This window comes from Pradoshia sp. Z3_51 (genome assembly GCF_058215915.1).
The window spans coordinates 509,145-527,813 of record NZ_JBZAJC010000001.1 but is presented as its reverse complement, the minus strand read 5'-3'; the positions used below and the strand labels follow the sequence as shown (position 1 = coordinate 527,813).

General features: G+C 36.5%; 24 protein-coding genes and 1 pseudogene. 22 read left to right on the top strand and 3 right to left on the bottom strand.

The genetic code is table 11. From position 1 onward, the window contains the following. Nucleotides 1-54: 54 nt before the first annotated feature. The 3 genes from AC4BHA_RS02410 to AC4BHA_RS02400 all read left to right on the top strand — a co-directional run bounded on the left by AC4BHA_RS02410 (nt 55) and on the right by AC4BHA_RS02400 (nt 2,379). A complete protein-coding gene (locus AC4BHA_RS02410; RefSeq protein ID WP_490551355.1) occupies nt 55-831 on the top strand; it encodes a class I SAM-dependent methyltransferase in 777 nt (258 codons plus the stop codon). Between the two features lie 87 nt (nt 832-918). Further along, the gene (locus AC4BHA_RS02405; protein ID WP_066107243.1) at nt 919-1,512 is read left to right on the top strand and encodes a YpjP family protein; all 594 of its coding nucleotides are present in this window, start codon (nt 919-921) and stop codon (nt 1,510-1,512) included. Between the two features lie 102 nt (nt 1,513-1,614). After that, entirely contained in the window at nt 1,615-2,379 is a 765-nt protein-coding gene (locus AC4BHA_RS02400; RefSeq protein WP_139891783.1) for a TerC family protein, read from the top strand. 45 nt (nt 2,380-2,424) lie between these two features. Here the strand turns inward: AC4BHA_RS02400 and AC4BHA_RS02395 are convergent, their stop codons facing one another. Further along, nucleotides 2,425-2,580 carry a hypothetical protein gene (locus tag AC4BHA_RS02395; RefSeq protein WP_180349947.1) on the bottom strand — a complete coding sequence of 52 codons (156 nt, stop codon included), beginning with the start codon at nt 2,578-2,580 and terminating at the stop codon, nt 2,425-2,427. A gap of 309 nt (nt 2,581-2,889) precedes the next feature. On the opposite strand from AC4BHA_RS02395, the gene AC4BHA_RS02390 reads away from it, so the two are divergent. Next, nucleotides 2,890-3,588 carry an anthrax toxin lethal factor-related metalloendopeptidase gene (locus tag AC4BHA_RS02390; RefSeq protein WP_490551356.1) on the top strand — a complete coding sequence of 233 codons (699 nt, stop codon included), beginning with the start codon at nt 2,890-2,892 and terminating at the stop codon, nt 3,586-3,588. 17 nt (nt 3,589-3,605) lie between these two features. Continuing rightward, a complete protein-coding gene (locus AC4BHA_RS02385) occupies nt 3,606-4,562 on the top strand; it encodes a thymidylate synthase (RefSeq protein WP_490551357.1) in 957 nt (318 codons plus the stop codon). 220 nt (nt 4,563-4,782) lie between these two features. Here the strand turns inward: AC4BHA_RS02385 and AC4BHA_RS02380 are convergent, their stop codons facing one another. Next, nucleotides 4,783-5,112 (bottom strand): hypothetical protein, encoded by a 330-nt coding sequence (locus AC4BHA_RS02380; protein WP_490558106.1) that lies wholly within the window; start codon nt 5,110-5,112, stop codon nt 4,783-4,785. 283 nt (nt 5,113-5,395) lie between these two features. On the opposite strand from AC4BHA_RS02380, the gene AC4BHA_RS02375 reads away from it, so the two are divergent. The 10 genes and pseudogenes from AC4BHA_RS02375 (at nt 5,396) to AC4BHA_RS02330 (ending at nt 11,683) form a co-directional block, all read left to right on the top strand. After that, a complete protein-coding gene (locus tag AC4BHA_RS02375) occupies nt 5,396-5,656 on the top strand; it encodes a metal-sensitive transcriptional regulator (protein WP_066107222.1) in 261 nt (86 codons plus the stop codon). 68 nt (nt 5,657-5,724) lie between these two features. After that, a complete protein-coding gene (locus AC4BHA_RS02370) occupies nt 5,725-6,201 on the top strand; it encodes a DsrE/DsrF/DrsH-like family protein (protein ID WP_490551359.1) in 477 nt (158 codons plus the stop codon). 85 nt (nt 6,202-6,286) lie between these two features. Further along, nucleotides 6,287-6,580 (top strand): annotated as a pseudogene (locus AC4BHA_RS02365) (rhodanese-like domain-containing protein); the annotation flags it as partial. Between the two features lie 49 nt (nt 6,581-6,629). After that, nucleotides 6,630-7,208 carry a sulfurtransferase TusA family protein gene (locus tag AC4BHA_RS02360; RefSeq protein WP_066107211.1) on the top strand — a complete coding sequence of 193 codons (579 nt, stop codon included), beginning with the start codon at nt 6,630-6,632 and terminating at the stop codon, nt 7,206-7,208. A gap of 2 nt (nt 7,209-7,210) precedes the next feature. Continuing rightward, on the top strand, nt 7,211-8,338 hold the full coding sequence (locus AC4BHA_RS02355) for an MBL fold metallo-hydrolase (RefSeq protein WP_490551360.1): 1,128 nt from the start codon (nt 7,211-7,213) through the stop codon (nt 8,336-8,338). A 22-nt stretch (nt 8,339-8,360) separates the two neighbouring features. Continuing rightward, complete coding sequence (locus tag AC4BHA_RS02350; RefSeq protein WP_066107202.1) at nt 8,361-8,588, top strand: sulfurtransferase TusA family protein; 228 nt, start codon at nt 8,361-8,363, stop codon at nt 8,586-8,588. A 64-nt stretch (nt 8,589-8,652) separates the two neighbouring features. Continuing rightward, a complete protein-coding gene (locus AC4BHA_RS02345; protein WP_490551361.1) occupies nt 8,653-9,432 on the top strand; it encodes a sulfite exporter TauE/SafE family protein in 780 nt (259 codons plus the stop codon). A gap of 288 nt (nt 9,433-9,720) precedes the next feature. Beyond that, nucleotides 9,721-10,413 carry an SDR family NAD(P)-dependent oxidoreductase gene (locus tag AC4BHA_RS02340; RefSeq protein WP_395940465.1) on the top strand — a complete coding sequence of 231 codons (693 nt, stop codon included), beginning with the start codon at nt 9,721-9,723 and terminating at the stop codon, nt 10,411-10,413. 6 nt (nt 10,414-10,419) lie between these two features. After that, nucleotides 10,420-10,872: a MarR family winged helix-turn-helix transcriptional regulator gene (locus AC4BHA_RS02335; RefSeq protein ID WP_490558105.1), complete on the top strand. Its 453-nt coding sequence runs from the start codon at nt 10,420-10,422 to the stop codon at nt 10,870-10,872. A 271-nt stretch (nt 10,873-11,143) separates the two neighbouring features. Then, nucleotides 11,144-11,683: a hypothetical protein gene (locus AC4BHA_RS02330; protein ID WP_490551362.1), complete on the top strand. Its 540-nt coding sequence runs from the start codon at nt 11,144-11,146 to the stop codon at nt 11,681-11,683. 258 nt (nt 11,684-11,941) lie between these two features. Here the strand turns inward: AC4BHA_RS02330 and AC4BHA_RS02325 are convergent, their stop codons facing one another. Further along, entirely contained in the window at nt 11,942-12,472 is a 531-nt protein-coding gene (locus tag AC4BHA_RS02325) for a CotY/CotZ family spore coat protein (protein ID WP_066107185.1), read from the bottom strand. Between the two features lie 121 nt (nt 12,473-12,593). Between AC4BHA_RS02325 and AC4BHA_RS02320 the strand changes: the two genes are divergently transcribed. The 7 genes from AC4BHA_RS02320 to AC4BHA_RS02290 all read left to right on the top strand — a co-directional run bounded on the left by AC4BHA_RS02320 (nt 12,594) and on the right by AC4BHA_RS02290 (nt 18,640). After that, entirely contained in the window at nt 12,594-12,953 is a 360-nt protein-coding gene (locus tag AC4BHA_RS02320) for a DUF1360 domain-containing protein (protein ID WP_490551363.1), read from the top strand. A 562-nt stretch (nt 12,954-13,515) separates the two neighbouring features. Further along, entirely contained in the window at nt 13,516-14,004 is a 489-nt protein-coding gene (locus tag AC4BHA_RS02315) for a dihydrofolate reductase (protein WP_490551365.1), read from the top strand. Nucleotides 14,005-14,029: 25 nt separating this feature from the next. Beyond that, nucleotides 14,030-14,758 carry a lysophospholipid acyltransferase family protein gene (locus AC4BHA_RS02310; protein WP_225983582.1) on the top strand — a complete coding sequence of 243 codons (729 nt, stop codon included), beginning with the start codon at nt 14,030-14,032 and terminating at the stop codon, nt 14,756-14,758. Between the two features lie 273 nt (nt 14,759-15,031). Further along, nucleotides 15,032-16,300 carry a threonine ammonia-lyase IlvA gene (gene ilvA, locus AC4BHA_RS02305; RefSeq protein ID WP_140461575.1) on the top strand — a complete coding sequence of 423 codons (1,269 nt, stop codon included), beginning with the start codon at nt 15,032-15,034 and terminating at the stop codon, nt 16,298-16,300. A 149-nt stretch (nt 16,301-16,449) separates the two neighbouring features. Then, nucleotides 16,450-16,644: a twin-arginine translocase TatA/TatE family subunit gene (locus AC4BHA_RS02300; protein WP_066107160.1), complete on the top strand. Its 195-nt coding sequence runs from the start codon at nt 16,450-16,452 to the stop codon at nt 16,642-16,644. A 79-nt stretch (nt 16,645-16,723) separates the two neighbouring features. After that, nucleotides 16,724-17,467 (top strand): twin-arginine translocase subunit TatC, encoded by a 744-nt coding sequence (gene tatC, locus AC4BHA_RS02295; protein WP_490551368.1) that lies wholly within the window; start codon nt 16,724-16,726, stop codon nt 17,465-17,467. Between the two features lie 330 nt (nt 17,468-17,797). Beyond that, nucleotides 17,798-18,640 carry a DegV family protein gene (locus tag AC4BHA_RS02290; protein ID WP_490551369.1) on the top strand — a complete coding sequence of 281 codons (843 nt, stop codon included), beginning with the start codon at nt 17,798-17,800 and terminating at the stop codon, nt 18,638-18,640. Nucleotides 18,641-18,669: the final 29 nt, after the last annotated feature.

The window sequence follows — 18,669 nt, the reverse complement described above, 5'->3', positions numbered from 1 at the left end:
TTTAAAGAAGCCTGCTCAACAAGAAATCTTGCTGATTTTAAAGGAGTTTTTTATGTGTTTGTCACTACAATTGAAAAAACGAATCATGTGCTGAATCAAAAAGCATTAAAAACAGCTGAACAATTAGGGATCCCGTATATTGAACGCAATAAAAAAACAATTAAACAGTTGCAATCTTACTATAACCAGCCATGCCTGGTAGTGGGGAAGATGAAAACAGAATTATATGACCTGCATGGAATAGATCCATTATTTTTCCATCCAAATATGGCCGCAGTCCGTATGAAGAGAATTGAGAAAGGGGAAGTGGATCCATTTCTCAGGGCAGCCGGATTAAATCAAGGGATGTCTATTCTTGATTGTACACTTGGTATGGGAGCGGATGCCTTGATTGCCTCTTATATCATAGGGAGTAGTGGGAAAATAACTGCTTTAGAGTTAAATCCGTTTGTTTACTTTGTTATTAAGGAGGGACTGCAAAATTATCCTTTTAAGAATGAGAAATTTGGCGAAGCTGCTGGGAGAATTGAAGCTGTGAACATAGACTATTTAACCTTTCTTAAAAAAGCTGAGGATCGCTCCTATGATGTCGTTTATTTTGATCCAATGTTTACAGAAAGAGTCATTGAAAGTACTGGAATTCAGTCTTTAAGTTCATTTGCTTCCTACAAGGAGTTAACAGAAGAAGCAGTAGTGGAAGCCAAGAGAGTTGCCAAAAAGAGGATTATTCTTAAGGACCATTTCAGGAGTGATCGGTTTTCCCGGTTTGGATTTAGCGTTGAAAAAAGAAAAACTGCAAAATTTCATTTTGGTGTGATAGAATTAGAATAGTTAAAAAAATCAAAATTCGCTCTTCCAATATTAATAAAACGGGGTGAAGAAATAGCCCGTTTTGCTGAATAGGCAGGTGATTTTAATTTGAAAAATTGGTCAAGTATTCTTAAGAAATCCTTGGTAGTTGGGCTTTCTGTTTTAAGCTTTGGAATTATATCTCCATCTCAGTATCAGGAATGGTATGAAGGAAGTACTGTCAAAGAAACCAAAAACAATCCTGTTATTGGCCAAACTGATTATGTAAGCAGCGAATCTCCTGTAACGGTATTTAGTCAAAGTGATTTTTTATCGTATGCTATGCTTCGCGCTGAGGAGCAATCCTTTGAAAAGTTTGGGAGTAGAATTGGTCCCCATATAAAAGATGAATTTTATACGAGTGTATTACCGAACATTGAATCCGCCTTGCAGGAATTTTCATCTGATGTACCGGAAGAAAAGCTGCTGAATATGGCGATATCAGAAAAGCCAAGCGGCGGTTTAAGTGAAAAAATATTTCATGTTTATGATCGGGAAACCAATGAAGACCTCATCAGATTTCATGTCAGGAGAGAGAACCCGCCTGGAGAAGGCCATTGGTTTGAATTTCATTACCATACATACAAAGATAATTTTGACGCCCATCACTCGATGGCAAGGATTTATTGGAGTCAAAACACTCCTCCTAAGTGGATTAGCTAAGCAGATCATTAATTGATAGATTACTATTTTCAGGTTAATACGTTGTAATCAACGTATTTTCTTTTTTGTGTTAAAGAAAATAATCAGGAGATGAAGACAACCATGAATGAATTCTTTTCACAGTTAATAGAAACATACGCTATGTTTTTTGATGGGCAGATGTGGATAGAGGTATTGTCTGACCCAGTCAGTTGGGGATTAATTGGTACACTGGTTCTGATGGAGGGCTTGCTATCATCCGATAATGCTCTCGTCCTTGCTGTAATGGTAAAGGATCTTCCGGAAAAACAACGAAAAAGAGCTTTGTTTTATGGATTGATTGGAGCTTATTTATTCCGTTTCCTAGCTATAGGAGTAGGTGTCTATTTAATTGAAATTTTGTGGGTGAAACTGATTGGAGGAGGTTATCTTGCATGGCTTTCCATTCAGTATTTTTACAAAAAGTATAAACATTTTGAAACGACTCCTGATGTTCCGGACGTAAAAAAATCTGGCTTGCTCAAACGATTGTTCGGTAACTTTTGGGGGACAGTTGCATCCGTAGAGTTGATGGATATCGCATTCTCTGTAGACAGTATACTGGCTGCCTTTGGTGTAAGTAATCAAGTCTGGGTTTTGTTCGTTGGAGGCATATTAGGTGTTTTAATGATGAGGGGTGTGGCAGGTGTATTCTTAAAGTTAATCGATAGAATACCAGAGCTTGAAAGTGCTGCTTATATTTTGATTGCCTTTATCGCTGTTAAAATGGTTGGTTCCAATTTTGGTCTACATATCGATCATACTATGTTCTTTTTCATTATCATTGTGATTTTTGGCGCAACCATTCTGTTGCACTTTTATAAGAAAAGAAAGAATCAGTCGGCATAGAATATGTTAAAAGAATTCCTGATCAGGATATGATCAGGAATTCTTTTAAGAGAGATGAATGAAAATAAAGCCTATGCAAAATCCAAGAGCAATTAGACTATCGAATACCACTAATCTCCAATCTGTCATAGCAGAATACAAATCTTCCATTAATTCGTCATCAAGATTATATTTATCAGGATGGAACCGTATCTTAACCACCTCTCCCTGGATACTTTATTGTAAAAGGGGATTGCTGGAATGCTGTGATGGTGCTGTTTAGCTGCAAACGGTCAGATGAACTTCCATAATTTTTATGACCACTCGTTCACTTCGAAACTCTCATCATATGGTATAATTTTTAATGATTTGTCGAAATGGATATATGCCATTGTTGATAAATAGTTAAACCATACATATACGCCTATCTGGATTTCTTCACGAAGTTTTATACATAACCCTATATATTCTTCAATGACTGGTAATAGGGTTTTTTTATGATATAAAAATTAATCTTCGGAGTGAATTGTGATGAAGGCCAGAAATTTACTTGTATTCATTATGGTAGCCACTCTTATATTATTTCCATTAGGGCAAAATTATGCAGAGTCAGTTTATTTAAAGAATTTATCTGGCATTGAGAATAAATCATTGGTATCAACTATAATTGTTTTGCCTGATGATCAAGATCAATGGGATGAGGCTGAGGTTATTATAGAAAGAATAAGTGGGTTACCTGAAGGCTTACTTCAAGTATTAAAAAAGAATAGAATTAAGATTAAGTTATTTACGGGATCATTGACGGATCAACGGGAGGCTGCCCATTTAAAAGGAGTTCAGCCAAGAGGGTATTCCTCGAAAAATTGGGATGAAGTACCCGGAATGGGTGGCAGTAAAACAGTCTTAGTAAAAATCGGGCACAGTGAAAAAGGAGCGGGCCATGGTTCAACTAATCTAGAACTACATGAGCTTGGACATTCAGTCGATCAAATTATATTGAATAATATTAGTGAAACGGGCTACTTTCAAGATGCTTGGTTAAAAGAAGTGCAACAACTATTCCCGAATCAAGCATACTTTATTGATTATCCAGAGGAGTACTTTGCTGAGGTTTTTGCGATGTATTACTTCAATCAAGAAACTAAAGCAGAATGTTTGGAAAAGGCCCCTCTCACATACGAAATCATAAAAAATATTGAAAAGAATGGGTACACAGTAAAAGAACAATAAAATAGGAGGATCAACAAATGGTGAAAAATGAACAGGCCTATTTAAATCTTTGCCAGCATGTTCTAAATAACGGGACAAAAAAAGAAGATCGTACAGGGACAGGTACAATCTCTGTATTCGGCCACCAAATGAGATTTAATCTGAAGGATGGTTTTCCATTATTAACAACCAAAAGAGTACCATTTCGCTTGATTGCAAGTGAATTACTGTGGTTTATTAACGGAGATACGAATATCAAGTTTTTGCTACAGCATAATAATAATATTTGGAATGAATGGGCCTTTAAAAAATGGGTTGAAAGCTCAGAGTATAAAGGTCCTGATATGACTGATTTTGGTATTCGTTCTTTACAGGATGAAAATTTTAATCAATTATATTTGGAACAAATGGATTTATTTAAAGAGAAAATCTTAAATGATGATGCCTTTGCGGCGAAGTATGGAGAGCTTGGCAATGTATATGGGAAACAATGGAGAGAATGGAAGACGTCAACAGGTGAAACGATTGACCAGCTTAAAGATGTGATTGAACAAATTAAAAGAAACCCATCTTCCAGAAGATTGATTGTATCTGCATGGAATCCGGAGGATGTACCAACTATGGCTTTGCCGCCATGTCACAGTTTATTCCAGTTTCATGTGGCAGACGGCAAGCTGTCCTGCCAGCTGTATCAAAGAAGTGCAGACATCTTCCTCGGTGTACCATTTAATATTGCCAGCTATGCATTGTTGACTCATTTAATTGCAGCTGAATGTGGTCTGGAGGTTGGTGAATTTGTCCATACTCTTGGTGATGCACATATCTATTTAAACCATGTAGAACAAGTGAAGACTCAATTGGAAAGAGAACCAAGATCGCTTCCTGAGCTGGTGATTGACTCTTCATTTACAAGTATTTTTGATATGAATCTGGATCAAATAAAAATTGAAGGATATGACCCGTATCCAACGATCAAAGCACCGATTGCTGTTTAATTTAGAGTGCTTACGGACAGCCTCATAACTGATAGCAAAAAGGCGTACAGAATAGTGATATTCTGTACGCCTTTTTATATAAAACTGCAGGGATATGAGTTTGTTTCATAATTTCAAAAAGTAATGAGTACTCGAATCTTATCTATTCATTTATCGGGTGGAAATAATAGAGATATTGTGATGCAATTGGATTAGACTAAAGGGTTACTCAGTTACTAAGTCACTTAATTAAGTGGATATGGTGAAACGAACTTTGTATTTCATTCCAATATTCCGGATAGGTATCCGTAAATTTTTGGAAAGCTTCGTGAAGATTTATTACTAAATAATCATAAGTAACCTTACGATCTTTTCTGGTTTTTTTTAAATCAAAATATAAGGCAAACGGGCGTGTATAATAGCTGGTAAGCTGATGGGGATTTAAGGTTGCAATTTCTATATTTTTTTGACAGATAAAATCATTGACAGATTTTAATGGGCAATGTTTCACAAAATTTAGGACTTGGATAATAGGACATTTCTCATCCAATAATATAATACCTCTATACATAAATTTCTCCTTGAAAAATCAAACAAAGTTAAGCATAGTATGGCCAAATTTTTTAAAAATATACGGTTTGCTAGTGTTTAAAAAGCCCATAACATAAACAAATACATGGCAACTAATGAATATAAAATATGAATCTAAGTAGGTACTTTTAATCTAGAATGTCAGTATTTTTTTAGGGCATGAAAGGATGTGAAGAATTTATTGAGCATTCTGATTGACCAATTACCCATAGGGGTATACGATGGGCATATCGATATAATACAACTGAGAGGGGGAATGATGAATGAATTATGATGATAAAACGAAAGTGAGATTAAGAAGAATGGAAGGTCAGCTTCGTGGCATACAACGTATGATGGATGAAGGACAGGATTGTAAGGATGTGATCACCCAGCTTTCAGCGGTACGTTCCGGAATAGAGCGAACAATTGGTATCGTCGTCAGTGAAAACTTAATTGAATGTGTACGTGCGATTGATGGAGATGAGGAACAGATGAATGAATTAATTGGACAGGCGGTAAACTTGCTCGTTAAAAGCAGATAACAGGAAAAGATTATATTTTTTTACAATAATAAATACCTATAGGGGTATATGTATTCTAAGGAGGAGCAATGGAACAGAAATCAACTAATATCATTTTATTCAGCGGGGATTATGATAAGGCGATGGCCGCCTATATTATTGCAAACGGAGCGGCTGCCTATGACCATGAAGTGACAATCTTCCATACATTTTGGGGAATCAATGCATTACGTAAACTGGAGCCAATGAATGTAAAGAAAAGCCTCCTTGAGAAAATGTTTGGCTTTATGATGCCAAGAGGTGCTGAAAAACTAGCGCTTTCTAAAATGAATATGATGGGCATGGGACCAAAAATGATTAAGCATGTCGTGAATAAACATAATGCACTCACCTTAACGGAGCTGATTGACATGGCACGGGAACAGGATATCAAGCTTGTTTCATGTACAATGACAATGGATTTATTGGGTCTTAAAAAAGAGGAATTGCTGGATGACGTTCATTATGCAGGAGTTGCCGCCTATCTTGCAGACGCAGAAAATGGAGCAGTCAACTTGTTTATTTAAATTCAAGTAAGATCTGTTAGTTAGATCTGTTAGTTTTCTAAGGTTTAATTTAATACTTGTAAGGATTTGAGGAAGGGTGAGCTAAATGAAGGAAATTACAGCAAGAGAAGTTCAAGAACGCTTAGAAGCAGGGAAGCTACTAAATTTAATTGACGTACGAGAGCTAGAAGAGGTGGCTGAGGCTCATATTGAAGGCATTATCCATATTCCGCTTAGTGAGCTTCAGGACCGTATTGGTGTACTGGATAAAAATAAGGAATACATTCTCGTGTGCCGTTCAAGCGCTCGAAGTGGCAATGCTGCCTCTTATCTGGAATCGATTGGATTTCAGGCAACTAATATGGTTGGAGGTATGCTTGTTTGGAAAGGGAAGACGGTCAAAAATTTTAAAACAATAATATACCCTATGGAGTATAGGAGGAATCATAATGTCAATCAAAGCAGATGTTCACTTGGACGCAAAAGGACTCGCGTGCCCAATGCCTATCGTGAAAACGAAGAAAGCGATGAAAGAATTAGCTGTGGGCAAGGTATTGAAAATTACGGCAACAGATAAGGGATCAAAGGCCGATCTTGCTGCCTGGGCGGGATCAGCTGGCCATGAATATATTGGTACAAATGAAGATGGCGAAATCCTTATTCATTATATCCGTAAGGGTGGTGCAGATAGCGAGGTTGATAAACCATTTGAACGAACAATAACAAATGAAGATCTTGCAACAAGTGAGGGTATCATTTTAGATGTTCGTGAGGAAGCCGAGTATGCCTTTGGGCATGTGCCTCAGGCAAAGTCAATTCCTCTTGGGGAATTGGAGGAAAGAATGAGTGAACTAGATTCCAATCAAAATATTTACGTCATTTGCCGTACAGGCAGACGTAGTGAACTAGCTGCTCACAAACTTGTCGAAAGCGGATTTCAAAAAGTATTCAATGTATTCCCTGGCATGAAAGATTGGAAAGGCGAATTAATAAAAGAAACGAATAAAATCACGTCAGGAGGTAACTGAAAATGAAAGTTTTGAAATGGACAGCTACCGATGTGGCTAAATATGTGATTGAACATAAGGACTTATTTATTTTGGATGTTCGTAATCAAGATGCATTTAAGGATTGGAAGATTGAGGCTAAGAGCTTTGAATATATGAATATACCTTATTTTGAATTACTAGATGGTGTAGAGGAAATTCTTTCTGAAATCCCAGTGAATAAAGAAGTTCTTGTAGTATGTGCAAAAGAAGGATCATCTGTCATGGTTGCTGAAATGCTGTTAGAGGCTGGCCGACCTGTTGCCTATTTGGAAGGTGGTATGAAGGCATGGAGTATGCATCTTGAGCCTGTAAAGGTAGATGATTTGAAAGGTGGAGGAGAGATCTATCAATTTGTACGCCTTGGCAAAGGCTGTCTCTCCTATATGGTCATCTCTGGTGAGGAAGCGGCAATCATCGATGCAGTCCGATTCACGGATGTATTTATCGACTTTGCCAGAGAAAAGGGAGTGAAAATCAAGCATGTATTTGACACACACTTGCATGCTGATCATATCTCTGGTGGGCGCCAAATTGCTGAACAGACAGGTGCACAGTATTATCTTCCACAGCAGGATGCTGAGGAAGTTGTATATAATTATACGCCATTAACAGACGGGTTAACGGTGAAGCTTGGCGAATCAGAGATTGAAGTCAATGCTATATACTCACCGGGGCATACAATCGGCTCCACTTCTTTTGTCATTGGCGGAAGTTACTTACTTACGGGGGATATTCTTTTCATCGATTCAATTGGGCGCCCGGATTTAGCTGGTCTTGCCGAGGATTGGGTGGACGATTTACGTGAAACATTGTATGAAGGATACCGTGTGCTTGCGGATGAATTAATTGTCCTTCCTGCTCATTTCATGATTATGGATGAAGTAAACGAAGACGGTACTGTTGCCAAACGGCTTAGAACTTTGCTGACTGAAAATCATGGTTTAAATATTGATAATGAAAATGAATTCCGTAAGATAGTCACAGAAAATCTGCCACCGCAGCCAAATGCATATGAGCAAATCCGTCAAGTGAATATGGGTAAAATTATACCCGAACTAGATGAACAAACTGAAATGGAAATTGGTCCAAACCGCTGTGCAGTTCGCTAATTTAACAAAGGGAGAGATTGATATGAAAATCACTAAAACATTAGATGCAAAAGGGCTGGCTTGCCCAATGCCAATTGTTAGAACAAAGAAGGCAATAGCAGCAATTCAATCCGGAGAGGTACTGGAGGTACTTGCCACAGATAAGGGTGCGTTGAACGACTTTACCGCATGGTCTAAATCTGGCGGGCACACCATCGTAGAGCAAACAGAAGAAGCCGGAGTACTGAAATTCTATATTCAGAAGGCATAAGAATATAGCGGACGTCCGTAACTTTGGAAGTCCGCTTTTTTTATTGGAAAGGAGTGTAATGCATATGGATATTTTATTTTTAGTAGTTATTTTTATGATAGGTTTCATCGGTTCTTTTATCTCAGGGATGCTGGGGGTTGGCGGTTCAATCATCAAATACCCGATGCTCTTATATATTCCGCCATTATTCGGTCTTGCCGCATTTAGTCCGCATGAAGTTTCCGGTATTAGTGCAGTCCAAGTATTATTTGCCTCCATTTCGGGTGTCTGGGCTTATCGAAAGGGCGGTTACTTAAACAAGCAGCTCATTCTTAATATGGGGGGATCCATCCTGGCGGGAAGTTTTATAGGAAGCTATGGTTCTCTTTTTTTATCAGAGAGTGCTGTCAATATTGTATATGCTTTGTTGGCCGTTATCGCGGCAATTATGATGTTTATTCCTAAAAAACAAATCGATGGCCAGCCGCTTAATGAAGATACGTTTAACAAGCCACTCGCCGCTATTCTTGCCTTTATTGTCGGGATTTCTTCAGGAATTGTTGGTGCAGCAGGAGGATTTATGCTTGTACCAATCATGCTTGTTGTTCTAAAAATACCAACAAGAATGACAATCGCGACAAGCCTTGCGGTTACATTCATTTCCTCTGTCGGTGGAAGCACTGGTAAGATTCTGACAGGACAAGTTGATTATGGACCAGCTTTGATCATGATAATCTCAAGTATCATTGCTGCACCACTTGGAGCAAGGGTGAGCAAATCAATGAATACAAAAGTTTTGCAGTGGATTCTTGCAGTCATCATTGCAGCTACAGCGGTTAAGCTTTGGATGGATATCCTTATGTAAGTAAAGTGCTCAATCAGTAAATGTGTATTATGTTAAAAGCAAATTAATTATGAAGCAAGAAAGCTCATATCGTTTTCTTGCTTTTATTATGCCAGCACGTTTTATTTTATGAAGAAGTTTTTATAAATGAAAAAACAAGCAAGCTATTAAAAATGTAAGCGTATTAGTTTATTAATAAATAGTTTATTGTTAAAATATAGTTGAATAAGAAAATAAAGGGGAGATTTTTTGAAACTTCAAGAAAAAGTTGTCATTATTACAGGTGGTGCGGGAGGTATTGGGCTTGGTATGGCGAAAGCAATGGCCAAGGAAGGTGCTATCCTCGCGATTGTCGATGTAAATGAAGAAACAGGCAAAGCGGCGGAAAAAATTCTGCAGGACATCTCTCCAAACTCCATGTTTGTGAAAGCTAATTTAATGGATCGTGAAAACTTACCAAATATTATTCAAACAGTTGTTGATAAGTATGGCAAACTGGATGTGTTAGTCAATAATGCACATGCATGTAAACAAAAATTATTTGAAGAGATTACACATGAGGACTTAGAGCTGTCACTTGGAACAGGATTCTTTCCTACATTCTACTTGATGCAGGCAGCCCTTCCTTATTTGAAGGAAACAAAAGGAAACATTATTAACTTTGCCTCTGGAGCGGGTATTAATGGTGACCAAACACAAGCTGCCTATGCAGCTGCGAAAGAAGCTATCCGCGGAATCACTCGTGTTGCCGCTAATGAATGGGGACGCTATGGTATTAATGTTAACCTGATCAGTCCGATTGCTGATTCTGAAGGCGTACGTACATGGGCAAAAGCGCAGCCGGAATACTACCAGGCTGTTGTGAATAAAATTCCGCTTGGCCGCTTCGGTGATGTAGAGGAAGATATCGGCCGTGTGGCAGTCTTCCTAGCGAGCGCAGACTCTCAATATATTACTGGGCAAACCATCATGGTCGATGGTGGAGCAACTATGCTTCGTTAAGAAGTGATGATGATGGAACAAGATAATCTATTTGACTTAATTCATTCCATTGAACAAGTCTCCAATGAGCACATCGTGGATTTCACGTCGCGTTACTCTTATCCAATCGGTGTATCGGCAGTACTCGTTCTGGCTGAACTTAGTGATGGCAAGACATTAAGGCAAAGTGAACTCGCTGATATGCTTGGCTACACCAAAGGAGCAGTCACGCATATTGCCTCAAAACTCGTTCATTTTGAGCTGGCTGAGCGGCTATATGATGAAGGAGATCGACGCACTGTTTATTTAAAGATTACCGAGCAGGGATGTATAGCTTTAAACGAGGCCCAAAAGATTGGTGAATCGATTTTTTTAGAACTATTCGAGGTACTTTCCAAAGATGAACTGCTTGAATATTTGCGCCTTCAACAGAAATTGCTAGAGGGGATGAAGAACAGGCGGTTATCTGGGAAGAAGTGAGAAAATAAAGAGAACAAGGCCGATTGCTTTAACTTGCAATCGGCTTTTCTTTGTCGATAGGGTGAGTTTCTATCCTTAGAGCATAAGAAGATAAGGTTACCACTGTTATAACAAAAACAAGACGTAAACCAATTCACACCTCACTTCTTGTCTCAGAAAATGTGTCCTTTAGGCTAAATGATAAGGCTTGTTTGTTACAACTAATTTGTCAAAGGACAAAGGCCATATGCATACATATAAAAATGACCCATTAAGGAAAGGAAGAAAAACAATGAATGATAATGAAATGGAAAATAATAAAAAAGAACCGATATTTTATATTATCCAACCAGTGAATAAAGGTAAATTGATTGCTCAGAATATGCAGGAAGTTTATCACAGTAAGGGAAGTATCAAAGAAAAAGAGGATAATAAATTACAAGAAGAATATAGTCTACAAGAGGACGAACCAGCTGTAAAAAATGAACTTACAGAGAAGTTGCATGAAGAAGCATTAAAAAAAGATACTGATAATATCACAGAAAATTTGTTTATAGGAAAAACAAGCCAAGGTGAAGAAGATTTCAAGTCGGATGAAAATATTGAGGTTCAAGTCGAAAGTGATCCTCTAAAAGATGATCTTCGTATGAAATTAATAAGGTTAGCAAGGTATCCATCAGTAGTGGAGAAGCCTTTCTGTGAAATAAAAATTGAGGGAGAAACCCTTGTTGGGCAAATAGAGAGTAAACGTGGAGAATTTTTAAAGGTAAAAGTAGATGAAAAAATTAGATTAATTGCCATAGATGATGTTGATGAACTTTCTATTATATAGATTAAACATAACAATGACCTTATTTTTCTTGAAATTGAAAAATAGGTCATCTTTTTATGAATATGTTGGCTATCGTCTAATCAAAAAAAGGTAAATTTCATAAGATGTATCAGAAAGAAAGGATAAGCCTAAAGAGGATAAGCCTAAAGATAATAAATCGAATCAAAAGTGAAGGTAATAAAAATCAAACACAAAAAGAAAACCTGAGGAGATACCCCCAGGCTGTAAATATATGAAAGTAAATTATAACCTGCCAGTTTATTTACAATCATGATGGATAGCTACAGGACAAAGGCAAGTAACTGCACCAAACATCTTCAAATCAACAGTAATATAAGCATCGGTTCCTTCGAGTTCCTCAAAATAATGATCTTCTTTATGATTATCTTTATAATCATCTTTATGATTTTCATAATGATGGTCATCTGAGTCTATACCTTTTGGAAAATGATCTTTTTTCTTTAATAATTCTAAGGTTGCACAACAAGAATCAGAATCAACATTGTCGATGCGGAAAATTTTGGATTCAACAAAATAACATTTTCCCTTCTTTTTAGTTGTTCCATGCCCCTCAAATAGTTTTCCGGTGTTAAATACAGTAAGCATAATTGGAATCGTGTTATATTTGTATCCTCCAAAAAGTTTACCATTATTTAATTCGTTAATTGCTCTTTCGCAGCCTTTTCCAAGAGTTTCTTCATCGGGTTTTACTAAATCTTGAGCTTCCACAATAGCTAGTAAAGTATCACAAATACAACTGGATGTTTCAAATTCAGAACCGCAGCTCATATCTTCTCCTCCTTGATGAAATCATTTCTCTAACAGGTTATGAAAATAAGAGTATAGTTGTTTGAGTATATAGCCTATTTTTAAATGTATTTATAAAAATTGAAGAAAAAGGGGATTAATAATGGAGTTGGATATTGTGAAAATATTTATAATAGGATTAGCAGCTTTTCGATTAACACGCCTATTTGTGTTTGATAAAATCACTGAATTTATCAGAAAGCCATTTTTTGAGGAAATCAGTGAAGTTGATGAAGAAGGTAATGAAATAATTTTATATATGGTTAAAGAAAAGGGAATCAAACATTTTTTCGGAGAATTACTAAGTTGTCATTGGTGTACTGGAATATGGGTTAGTATAGGCCTAGTAATGCTCGATTATTTTATTCCAGTGGTTGGTAATTTTGTGTTGATGGTTCTGTGTGTTGCTGCAATTGGTTCAATAATTGAAACAATTATTGGAAGGTTAAATACAGATGAATAAAACTTCTCATATGAAGTAGCCCGATAAGTAGCTTATATTCGTTAAAGAGATAATTAATTATATATAGAAGAGAAAATATTAGGATAAAGAACCTGAAATGTGTTGCTGAAAATCTTGTTGAAGCATTATAGAAACAAAGTTATGATAGTGTATAGTGCAATAAATACTTAGATTTTTATATCATTTCAAAATGAAAAATATTGGTGTTGTGTTAATACTTATGAATTCATGTGAACATGTATAAATTGTGAATAATTTGACATAGCAAATCAGCTATTTAATTGGTTAAATAAATCCACTGATAATTAAAATAATTAGAATATGATATGCTTCGTATATGATAAATAATTTTTCTTTTTAATTATAATGGAGACGGTTAAATGTTGATCACCTTGCAAATTTAGCCGTTCCCAAGCTAGGGATCGGTTTTATTACTTATGTAATGATTTAAAAAAAGGTGGCATTAGATTTGCAACGATTATTAGATTCATTAGTCTAAGAATATGATCCGGAATATTTTTTCATCATTGCACAAATCAGATGAAGTAAAAGGGGGAATAACATGTTTTCAATAGTTGTAGCACATGATCGTAACCAGGTCATTGGTGTAAATAATAGTCTTCCATGGCGTATTCCTGCCGACATGGCACATGTGAAACAAACCACGATGGGTAAAATTTTAATTATGGGTAGGAAAACGTTTGAGTCTATAGGAAAGCCTCTTCCTGGCAGAACGAATGTCGTTTTAACGAAAGATCCATCTTGGGTCGTTGATGGAGTAAAAGTCGTACACTCAGTGGATGAAATTCTTCAAATAGAAAAAGATACCGATACTGAATGTGTCATATTCGGGGGACAAGTATTATTTGAACAGCTTCTTCCGTATGTTTCAAAAATCTATTTGACATATATTGATCATCATTTTGAAGGAGATACATTCTTCCCGGTTCAAAATTATGATGAAGAATGGGAATTGCTTTCATCTGAAAAAGGACCAAAAGACGAAAGAAATCCATACGATTATTATTTTAAAGAATACATACGCAAGTAGGGTTCGATACAGGAGGTTTATTACATTGCTACGGTTAATTTATATGGTTATTTATTTATGCGGCTTTTTATTGTACAGCTTACCAGGACTATCTAAAATGAAGAAGGTTTATGAGAAAAATAATGCTCATGACGATGTGGAAATTCAACAAATTCCGAAAAAATGGGCAAAAGGATTTTTAAAGAATTCAGGCTGTGAGCTGGAAGTCGTAGGGGCCGAAAATATTCCGGATGGGCCAGTATTATTTGTAGGAAATCATGAAGGGGATTTTGATATACCCGTATTAATGGCTGGTATCTCCAAGCCGTTTGGCTTTATTTCAAAAATTGAAGTAAAAAAAATTCCGATTGTTGCTGGCTGGATGGAAGTGATGGGCTGCGTGTTTATGGATCGTAAGGATCGACGTGCTTCTATACAGGCTATTAGAGAAGGGGTACAGAAATTAAAGGATGGCCACTCAATTCTCATTTTTCCAGAGGGTACTCGCAACAGAGGTAAGGAGATTGGTGAATTTAAAGCGGGCTCATTGCGTCTTGCTAAAGATACTAGGGTGCCGATTGTACCTTTTATGATTACAGGTACTGCGGACTTGTTTGAGAATAACAATAATAAGATAAAGCCAGGGAAGGTTAAACTTGTTATATTGCCTGCGATTACCTCTGAACAATACGAAGAAGAGGGAATGACAGCAGTGGCTGAACATATTCATACTAGAATCAAAGAGGAAAGAAGCAATCTGTTAAAGGGTGCATAAATCAAATCAAAGGCATACGTATCATTAGTGCTAGAACGACAAAACAGGTGGAGAAAATTCTACCTATTTTGTCGTTTTTTTGAAGCTTTGAAAAAGTGGTCAGCATTTCATCAAGTCATCAATGTAGCCCAATTAATCACACGGAATTAATTTGTAAATTATTAAAAGTATATCAGTTAAATTCTATTATATTGATTTTTCTAAAAATTCTGTTGATTTATTATTCGTACCTGCTATAATTTATAAATTAATAAAAGTAATGGAGGAGAGCATATGAGGCATCTGGTGAAAACAAATGAAGGAGTATCACCTGAACAAATTTTAATTGCGTATCAGCAATTAAAAGACAAGGTTGCTCACACTCCTTTGCAAAGAAATAAGAGGTTGTCAGAAAAGTATCATTGTAATGTTTATTTGAAAAGAGAAGACCTTCAATATGTACGTTCTTTTAAATTGCGTGGGGCATTTTATGCGATGCTAAATCTATCGAAAGAGGAATTGCAAAATGGCATAGTATGCGCCAGTGCCGGCAATCATGCTCAGGGAGTTGCTTACGCATGTAATGAATTAAAGGTAAAGGGTAAAATCTATATGCCTACGACCACTCCAAGACAAAAAGTTAATCAGGTGGAGTTATTTGGCAAAGAATATGTGGAAATTATCCTGATTGGTGATACGTTTGATGATTCATTTATAGAAGCAAGGAAATGTGAGGAAGCAGAAAATAGGGCGTTCATTCATCCGTTTAATGATCAAAATGTGATTTCAGGACAAGGTACGGTAGCTGTTGAGATGTTTCAGGATATGGATGTACCTGTTGACTATATTTTTGGTAGTGTTGGCGGCGGCGGATTGATGTCAGGTATAGCTGCATACAGTGCAAGTGTCTCTCCCAATACTGCCTGTATCGGTGTGGAGCCAGTTGGGGCACCATCTATGCAAACTGCGATCAAAGAGGGACAGGTGGTTAAACTTCCGCAAATTGATTCCTTTGTTGATGGAGCTGCAGTAAAAGAGGTTGGAGAGAAAACATTTGCTATTTGCCGTGACTTGCTTAAGGATGTGGTTACTGTGCCGGAAGGGAAAGTATGTACCACGATTCTGGAATTATATAATGAACACGCGATTGTGGCTGAACCGGCCGGAGCTATGTCCGTTGCAGCACTGGATTTGTATCAAGAGCAATTGGTAGGAAAAACGGTCGTGTGCATCATAAGCGGAGGTAATAATGATATTGGAAGAATGCAGGATATTAAAGACCGCTCTCTTCAATATGAAGGTCTCCTGCATCATTTCATTGTTCATTTTCCACAGCGAGCGGGTGCACTGCGAGAATTTCTCGATGAGGTGCTTGGACCAAATGATGACATAACCAGGTTTGAATATACGAAGAAGAATAATAAAGACAATGGTCCTGCACTTGTTGGCATCGAATTGCAAAAAAGAGAAGATTATAATGGACTGATGCAGCGAATGGAGAATAAAGGATTCCAATTTGTTGAAGTAAAGAAAGGAAGCAGCCTTCATCAATTTTTAATATAAGAAGAATGGGTGATTTATATATAACAAAATGCATTCCTAAATAAGTAAAAGTTAACATATTATGTTTGTATATGAAATTATTACTTTTCTTTACCTTTAAAACAATTATAATAGAATTAGATTCATTTCAGCTTGGGAGGGAGAAAAGAATGTTTTCAAATATTGGTGTACCAGGATTACTGTTAATCCTTTTGCTTGTCCTGATTATCTTTGGACCTAAGAAGCTACCTGAAATCGGCAGGGCCTTCGGTCAAACATTACGTGAATTTAAAAATTCTACAAAAGATTTAACCAGTGATGTAGTGGATGATATAAAGGATGTTAAAAAAGAAATCAATAAATAATTTAATAGTTTATTTAAAAGAGGTGTGAGAATTTATTCTTGCACCTCTTTAAAGGGATTCAGAAAGGCGTGACTCTAGTTTGGAAGAGAAAGAATTAAATATGATAGAGCACCTTGATGAATTGAGAACAAGGTTAATCATCACAGTAACTGCTTTTATACTGTTTTTATGTGTATCTTTTTTCTTCGTTAAAGACATATATAAATTTTTTACTCGTAATGTAGATGAGAAGCTTATTGTACTTGGCCCTAGTGATGTTATGTGGATTTACTTTACAATAGCCTCCATAGTGGCTATTGCCTGTACAATACCTGTTCTAGCAATTCAACTCTGGCTGTTTATTAAACCTGCACTTTTGAAACACGAACAAAAAATTGCATTATCCTATATACCTGCATTATTTCTTCTGTTTATAGCAGGATTATCCTTTGGCTATTTTGTCATCTTTCCAATCGTTATGAGTTTCTTGACAGATTTGGGTAATGATGTGATGACGACATCCTATACGGCAGATAAATATTTGAAATTTATTATTCATATGTCATTGCCGTTTGCATTTCTCTTTGAATTGCCAGTCGTCATGATGTTTTTGACGTCCTTGGGTATCTTGAATCCGTATATTATGGCAAAGTATCGGAAATACGCATATTTTGTGTTAATCGTGGTTGCGATTATTATTACACCGCCTGAATTTTTATCTGATTTTGTAGTTTCAGTTCCGTTATTGCTGTTATATGAAATTAGCATTTCACTATCAAAATTTGTATATAAACGAAAGCAAAAAAAAGCAGAACAGTACGAACTGGAACAGGATTTAAATTAAGTACGAAATTTGAATGCAGCAGAGTGTGAATCTACAGTGATTCACACTCTTTTTATTTTTAATAATAGAATAGCTAGGAGTTTATATACATGATGAGGGGAAATAATAAATAGTTAAATTTAGGAAATATATATTTAGTACAGCTGCATGCCAGTTATGCTTTCGTTTAACGTAAATCGATTAACAAATTTACATGGTAGGATTTGCTGGAATTGAGTATTTGAATTATAAGAATTTTTCATAAACTTATATTCAGGAAAATGAAATTCATTTAAATTTTATTTTCTACCATGTATAATATGATTAGTCATACATATAGGAAGTGAAACTATGCCAAATATTAAAATTGTTACTGATTCCACGCTTGATCTGCCAAAGGAGATCATCGCAGAAAATGACATAACAGTTGTACCACTTTCAATAACAATAAATGGCGAAACATACATTGATGGAGTAGATATTACATCTAAAGAATTTATTACCAAAATGCAGCAATCAGAAGAATTGCCAAAAAGTTCACAGCCCCCAGCGGGTGAATTTCTGGAAGTATATAATAAGCTTACAGAAGATGGAAGTGAAGTGTTGTCTATTCATATGACTGCTCAAATGAGCGGTACTGTACAATCGGCTCAAACTGCTGCCAGAATGGCTGATGGGAAAGTTACTGTAGTTAATTCCAAGTATATATCCAATGCATTAGGATTCCAGGTACTAGCGGCATCTGAAATGGCAAGAGAAGGTATAATGATGGAAGAGATTGTTGAACGATTGGATCATATTAGGGAAAATACTCGACTTTTTGTTGTGGTGGATACCCTTGAGAATTTAGTTAAGGGCGGCCGAATTGGAAAAGGAAAAGCAATGTTAAGTTCTCTCTTAAATATCAAACCGATTGCTTCACTTGATACGGGAGAGTATACCCCTGTAGCGAAAGTGAGAAGTCAAGGTCAAATCGTGAAATTCTTAGTGAAGCAGCTTATGCAGGATATTGAGGGGAAAGTTCTAAAGGGGATTGGTATAACCCACGCAGATGCAATGGAACTTGCAACAAAATTGAAAGAAATGATAATCCGTGAACTTGGTATAGATGATGTACCAATTTATGAAACAACACCGATTATTAGTACACATACGGGAATTGGGGCAATCGGCTTTATGTATTACGCCGACTAATTTAACAGTAAAAGAAATGCACTATCCAA

Coding starts and splice junctions, on each gene's coding strand:
- AC4BHA_RS02340 (WP_395940465.1), top strand. CDS start 9,721: ATGGCGAAAGCAATGGCCAAGGAAGGTGCTATCCTCGCGATTGTCGAT.
- AC4BHA_RS02315 (WP_490551365.1), top strand. CDS start 13,516: ATGTTTTCAATAGTTGTAGCACATGATCGTAACCAGGTCATTGGTGTA.
- AC4BHA_RS02360 (WP_066107211.1), top strand. CDS start 6,630: ATGTCAATCAAAGCAGATGTTCACTTGGACGCAAAAGGACTCGCGTGC.
- AC4BHA_RS02370 (WP_490551359.1), top strand. CDS start 5,725: ATGGAACAGAAATCAACTAATATCATTTTATTCAGCGGGGATTATGAT.
- AC4BHA_RS02400 (WP_139891783.1), top strand. CDS start 1,615: ATGAATGAATTCTTTTCACAGTTAATAGAAACATACGCTATGTTTTTT.
- AC4BHA_RS02355 (WP_490551360.1), top strand. CDS start 7,211: ATGAAAGTTTTGAAATGGACAGCTACCGATGTGGCTAAATATGTGATT.
- ilvA (WP_140461575.1), top strand. CDS start 15,032: ATGAGGCATCTGGTGAAAACAAATGAAGGAGTATCACCTGAACAAATT.
- AC4BHA_RS02290 (WP_490551369.1), top strand. CDS start 17,798: ATGCCAAATATTAAAATTGTTACTGATTCCACGCTTGATCTGCCAAAG.
- AC4BHA_RS02300 (WP_066107160.1), top strand. CDS start 16,450: ATGTTTTCAAATATTGGTGTACCAGGATTACTGTTAATCCTTTTGCTT.
- AC4BHA_RS02350 (WP_066107202.1), top strand. CDS start 8,361: ATGAAAATCACTAAAACATTAGATGCAAAAGGGCTGGCTTGCCCAATG.
- AC4BHA_RS02345 (WP_490551361.1), top strand. CDS start 8,653: ATGGATATTTTATTTTTAGTAGTTATTTTTATGATAGGTTTCATCGGT.
- AC4BHA_RS02330 (WP_490551362.1), top strand. CDS start 11,144: ATGAATGATAATGAAATGGAAAATAATAAAAAAGAACCGATATTTTAT.
- AC4BHA_RS02380 (WP_490558106.1), bottom strand. CDS start 5,112: ATGTATAGAGGTATTATATTATTGGATGAGAAATGTCCTATTATCCAA.
- AC4BHA_RS02390 (WP_490551356.1), top strand. CDS start 2,890: ATGAAGGCCAGAAATTTACTTGTATTCATTATGGTAGCCACTCTTATA.
- AC4BHA_RS02325 (WP_066107185.1), bottom strand. CDS start 12,472: ATGAGCTGCGGTTCTGAATTTGAAACATCCAGTTGTATTTGTGATACT.
- AC4BHA_RS02335 (WP_490558105.1), top strand. CDS start 10,420: ATGATGATGGAACAAGATAATCTATTTGACTTAATTCATTCCATTGAA.
- AC4BHA_RS02320 (WP_490551363.1), top strand. CDS start 12,594: ATGGAGTTGGATATTGTGAAAATATTTATAATAGGATTAGCAGCTTTT.
- AC4BHA_RS02375 (WP_066107222.1), top strand. CDS start 5,396: ATGAATTATGATGATAAAACGAAAGTGAGATTAAGAAGAATGGAAGGT.
- AC4BHA_RS02385 (WP_490551357.1), top strand. CDS start 3,606: ATGGTGAAAAATGAACAGGCCTATTTAAATCTTTGCCAGCATGTTCTA.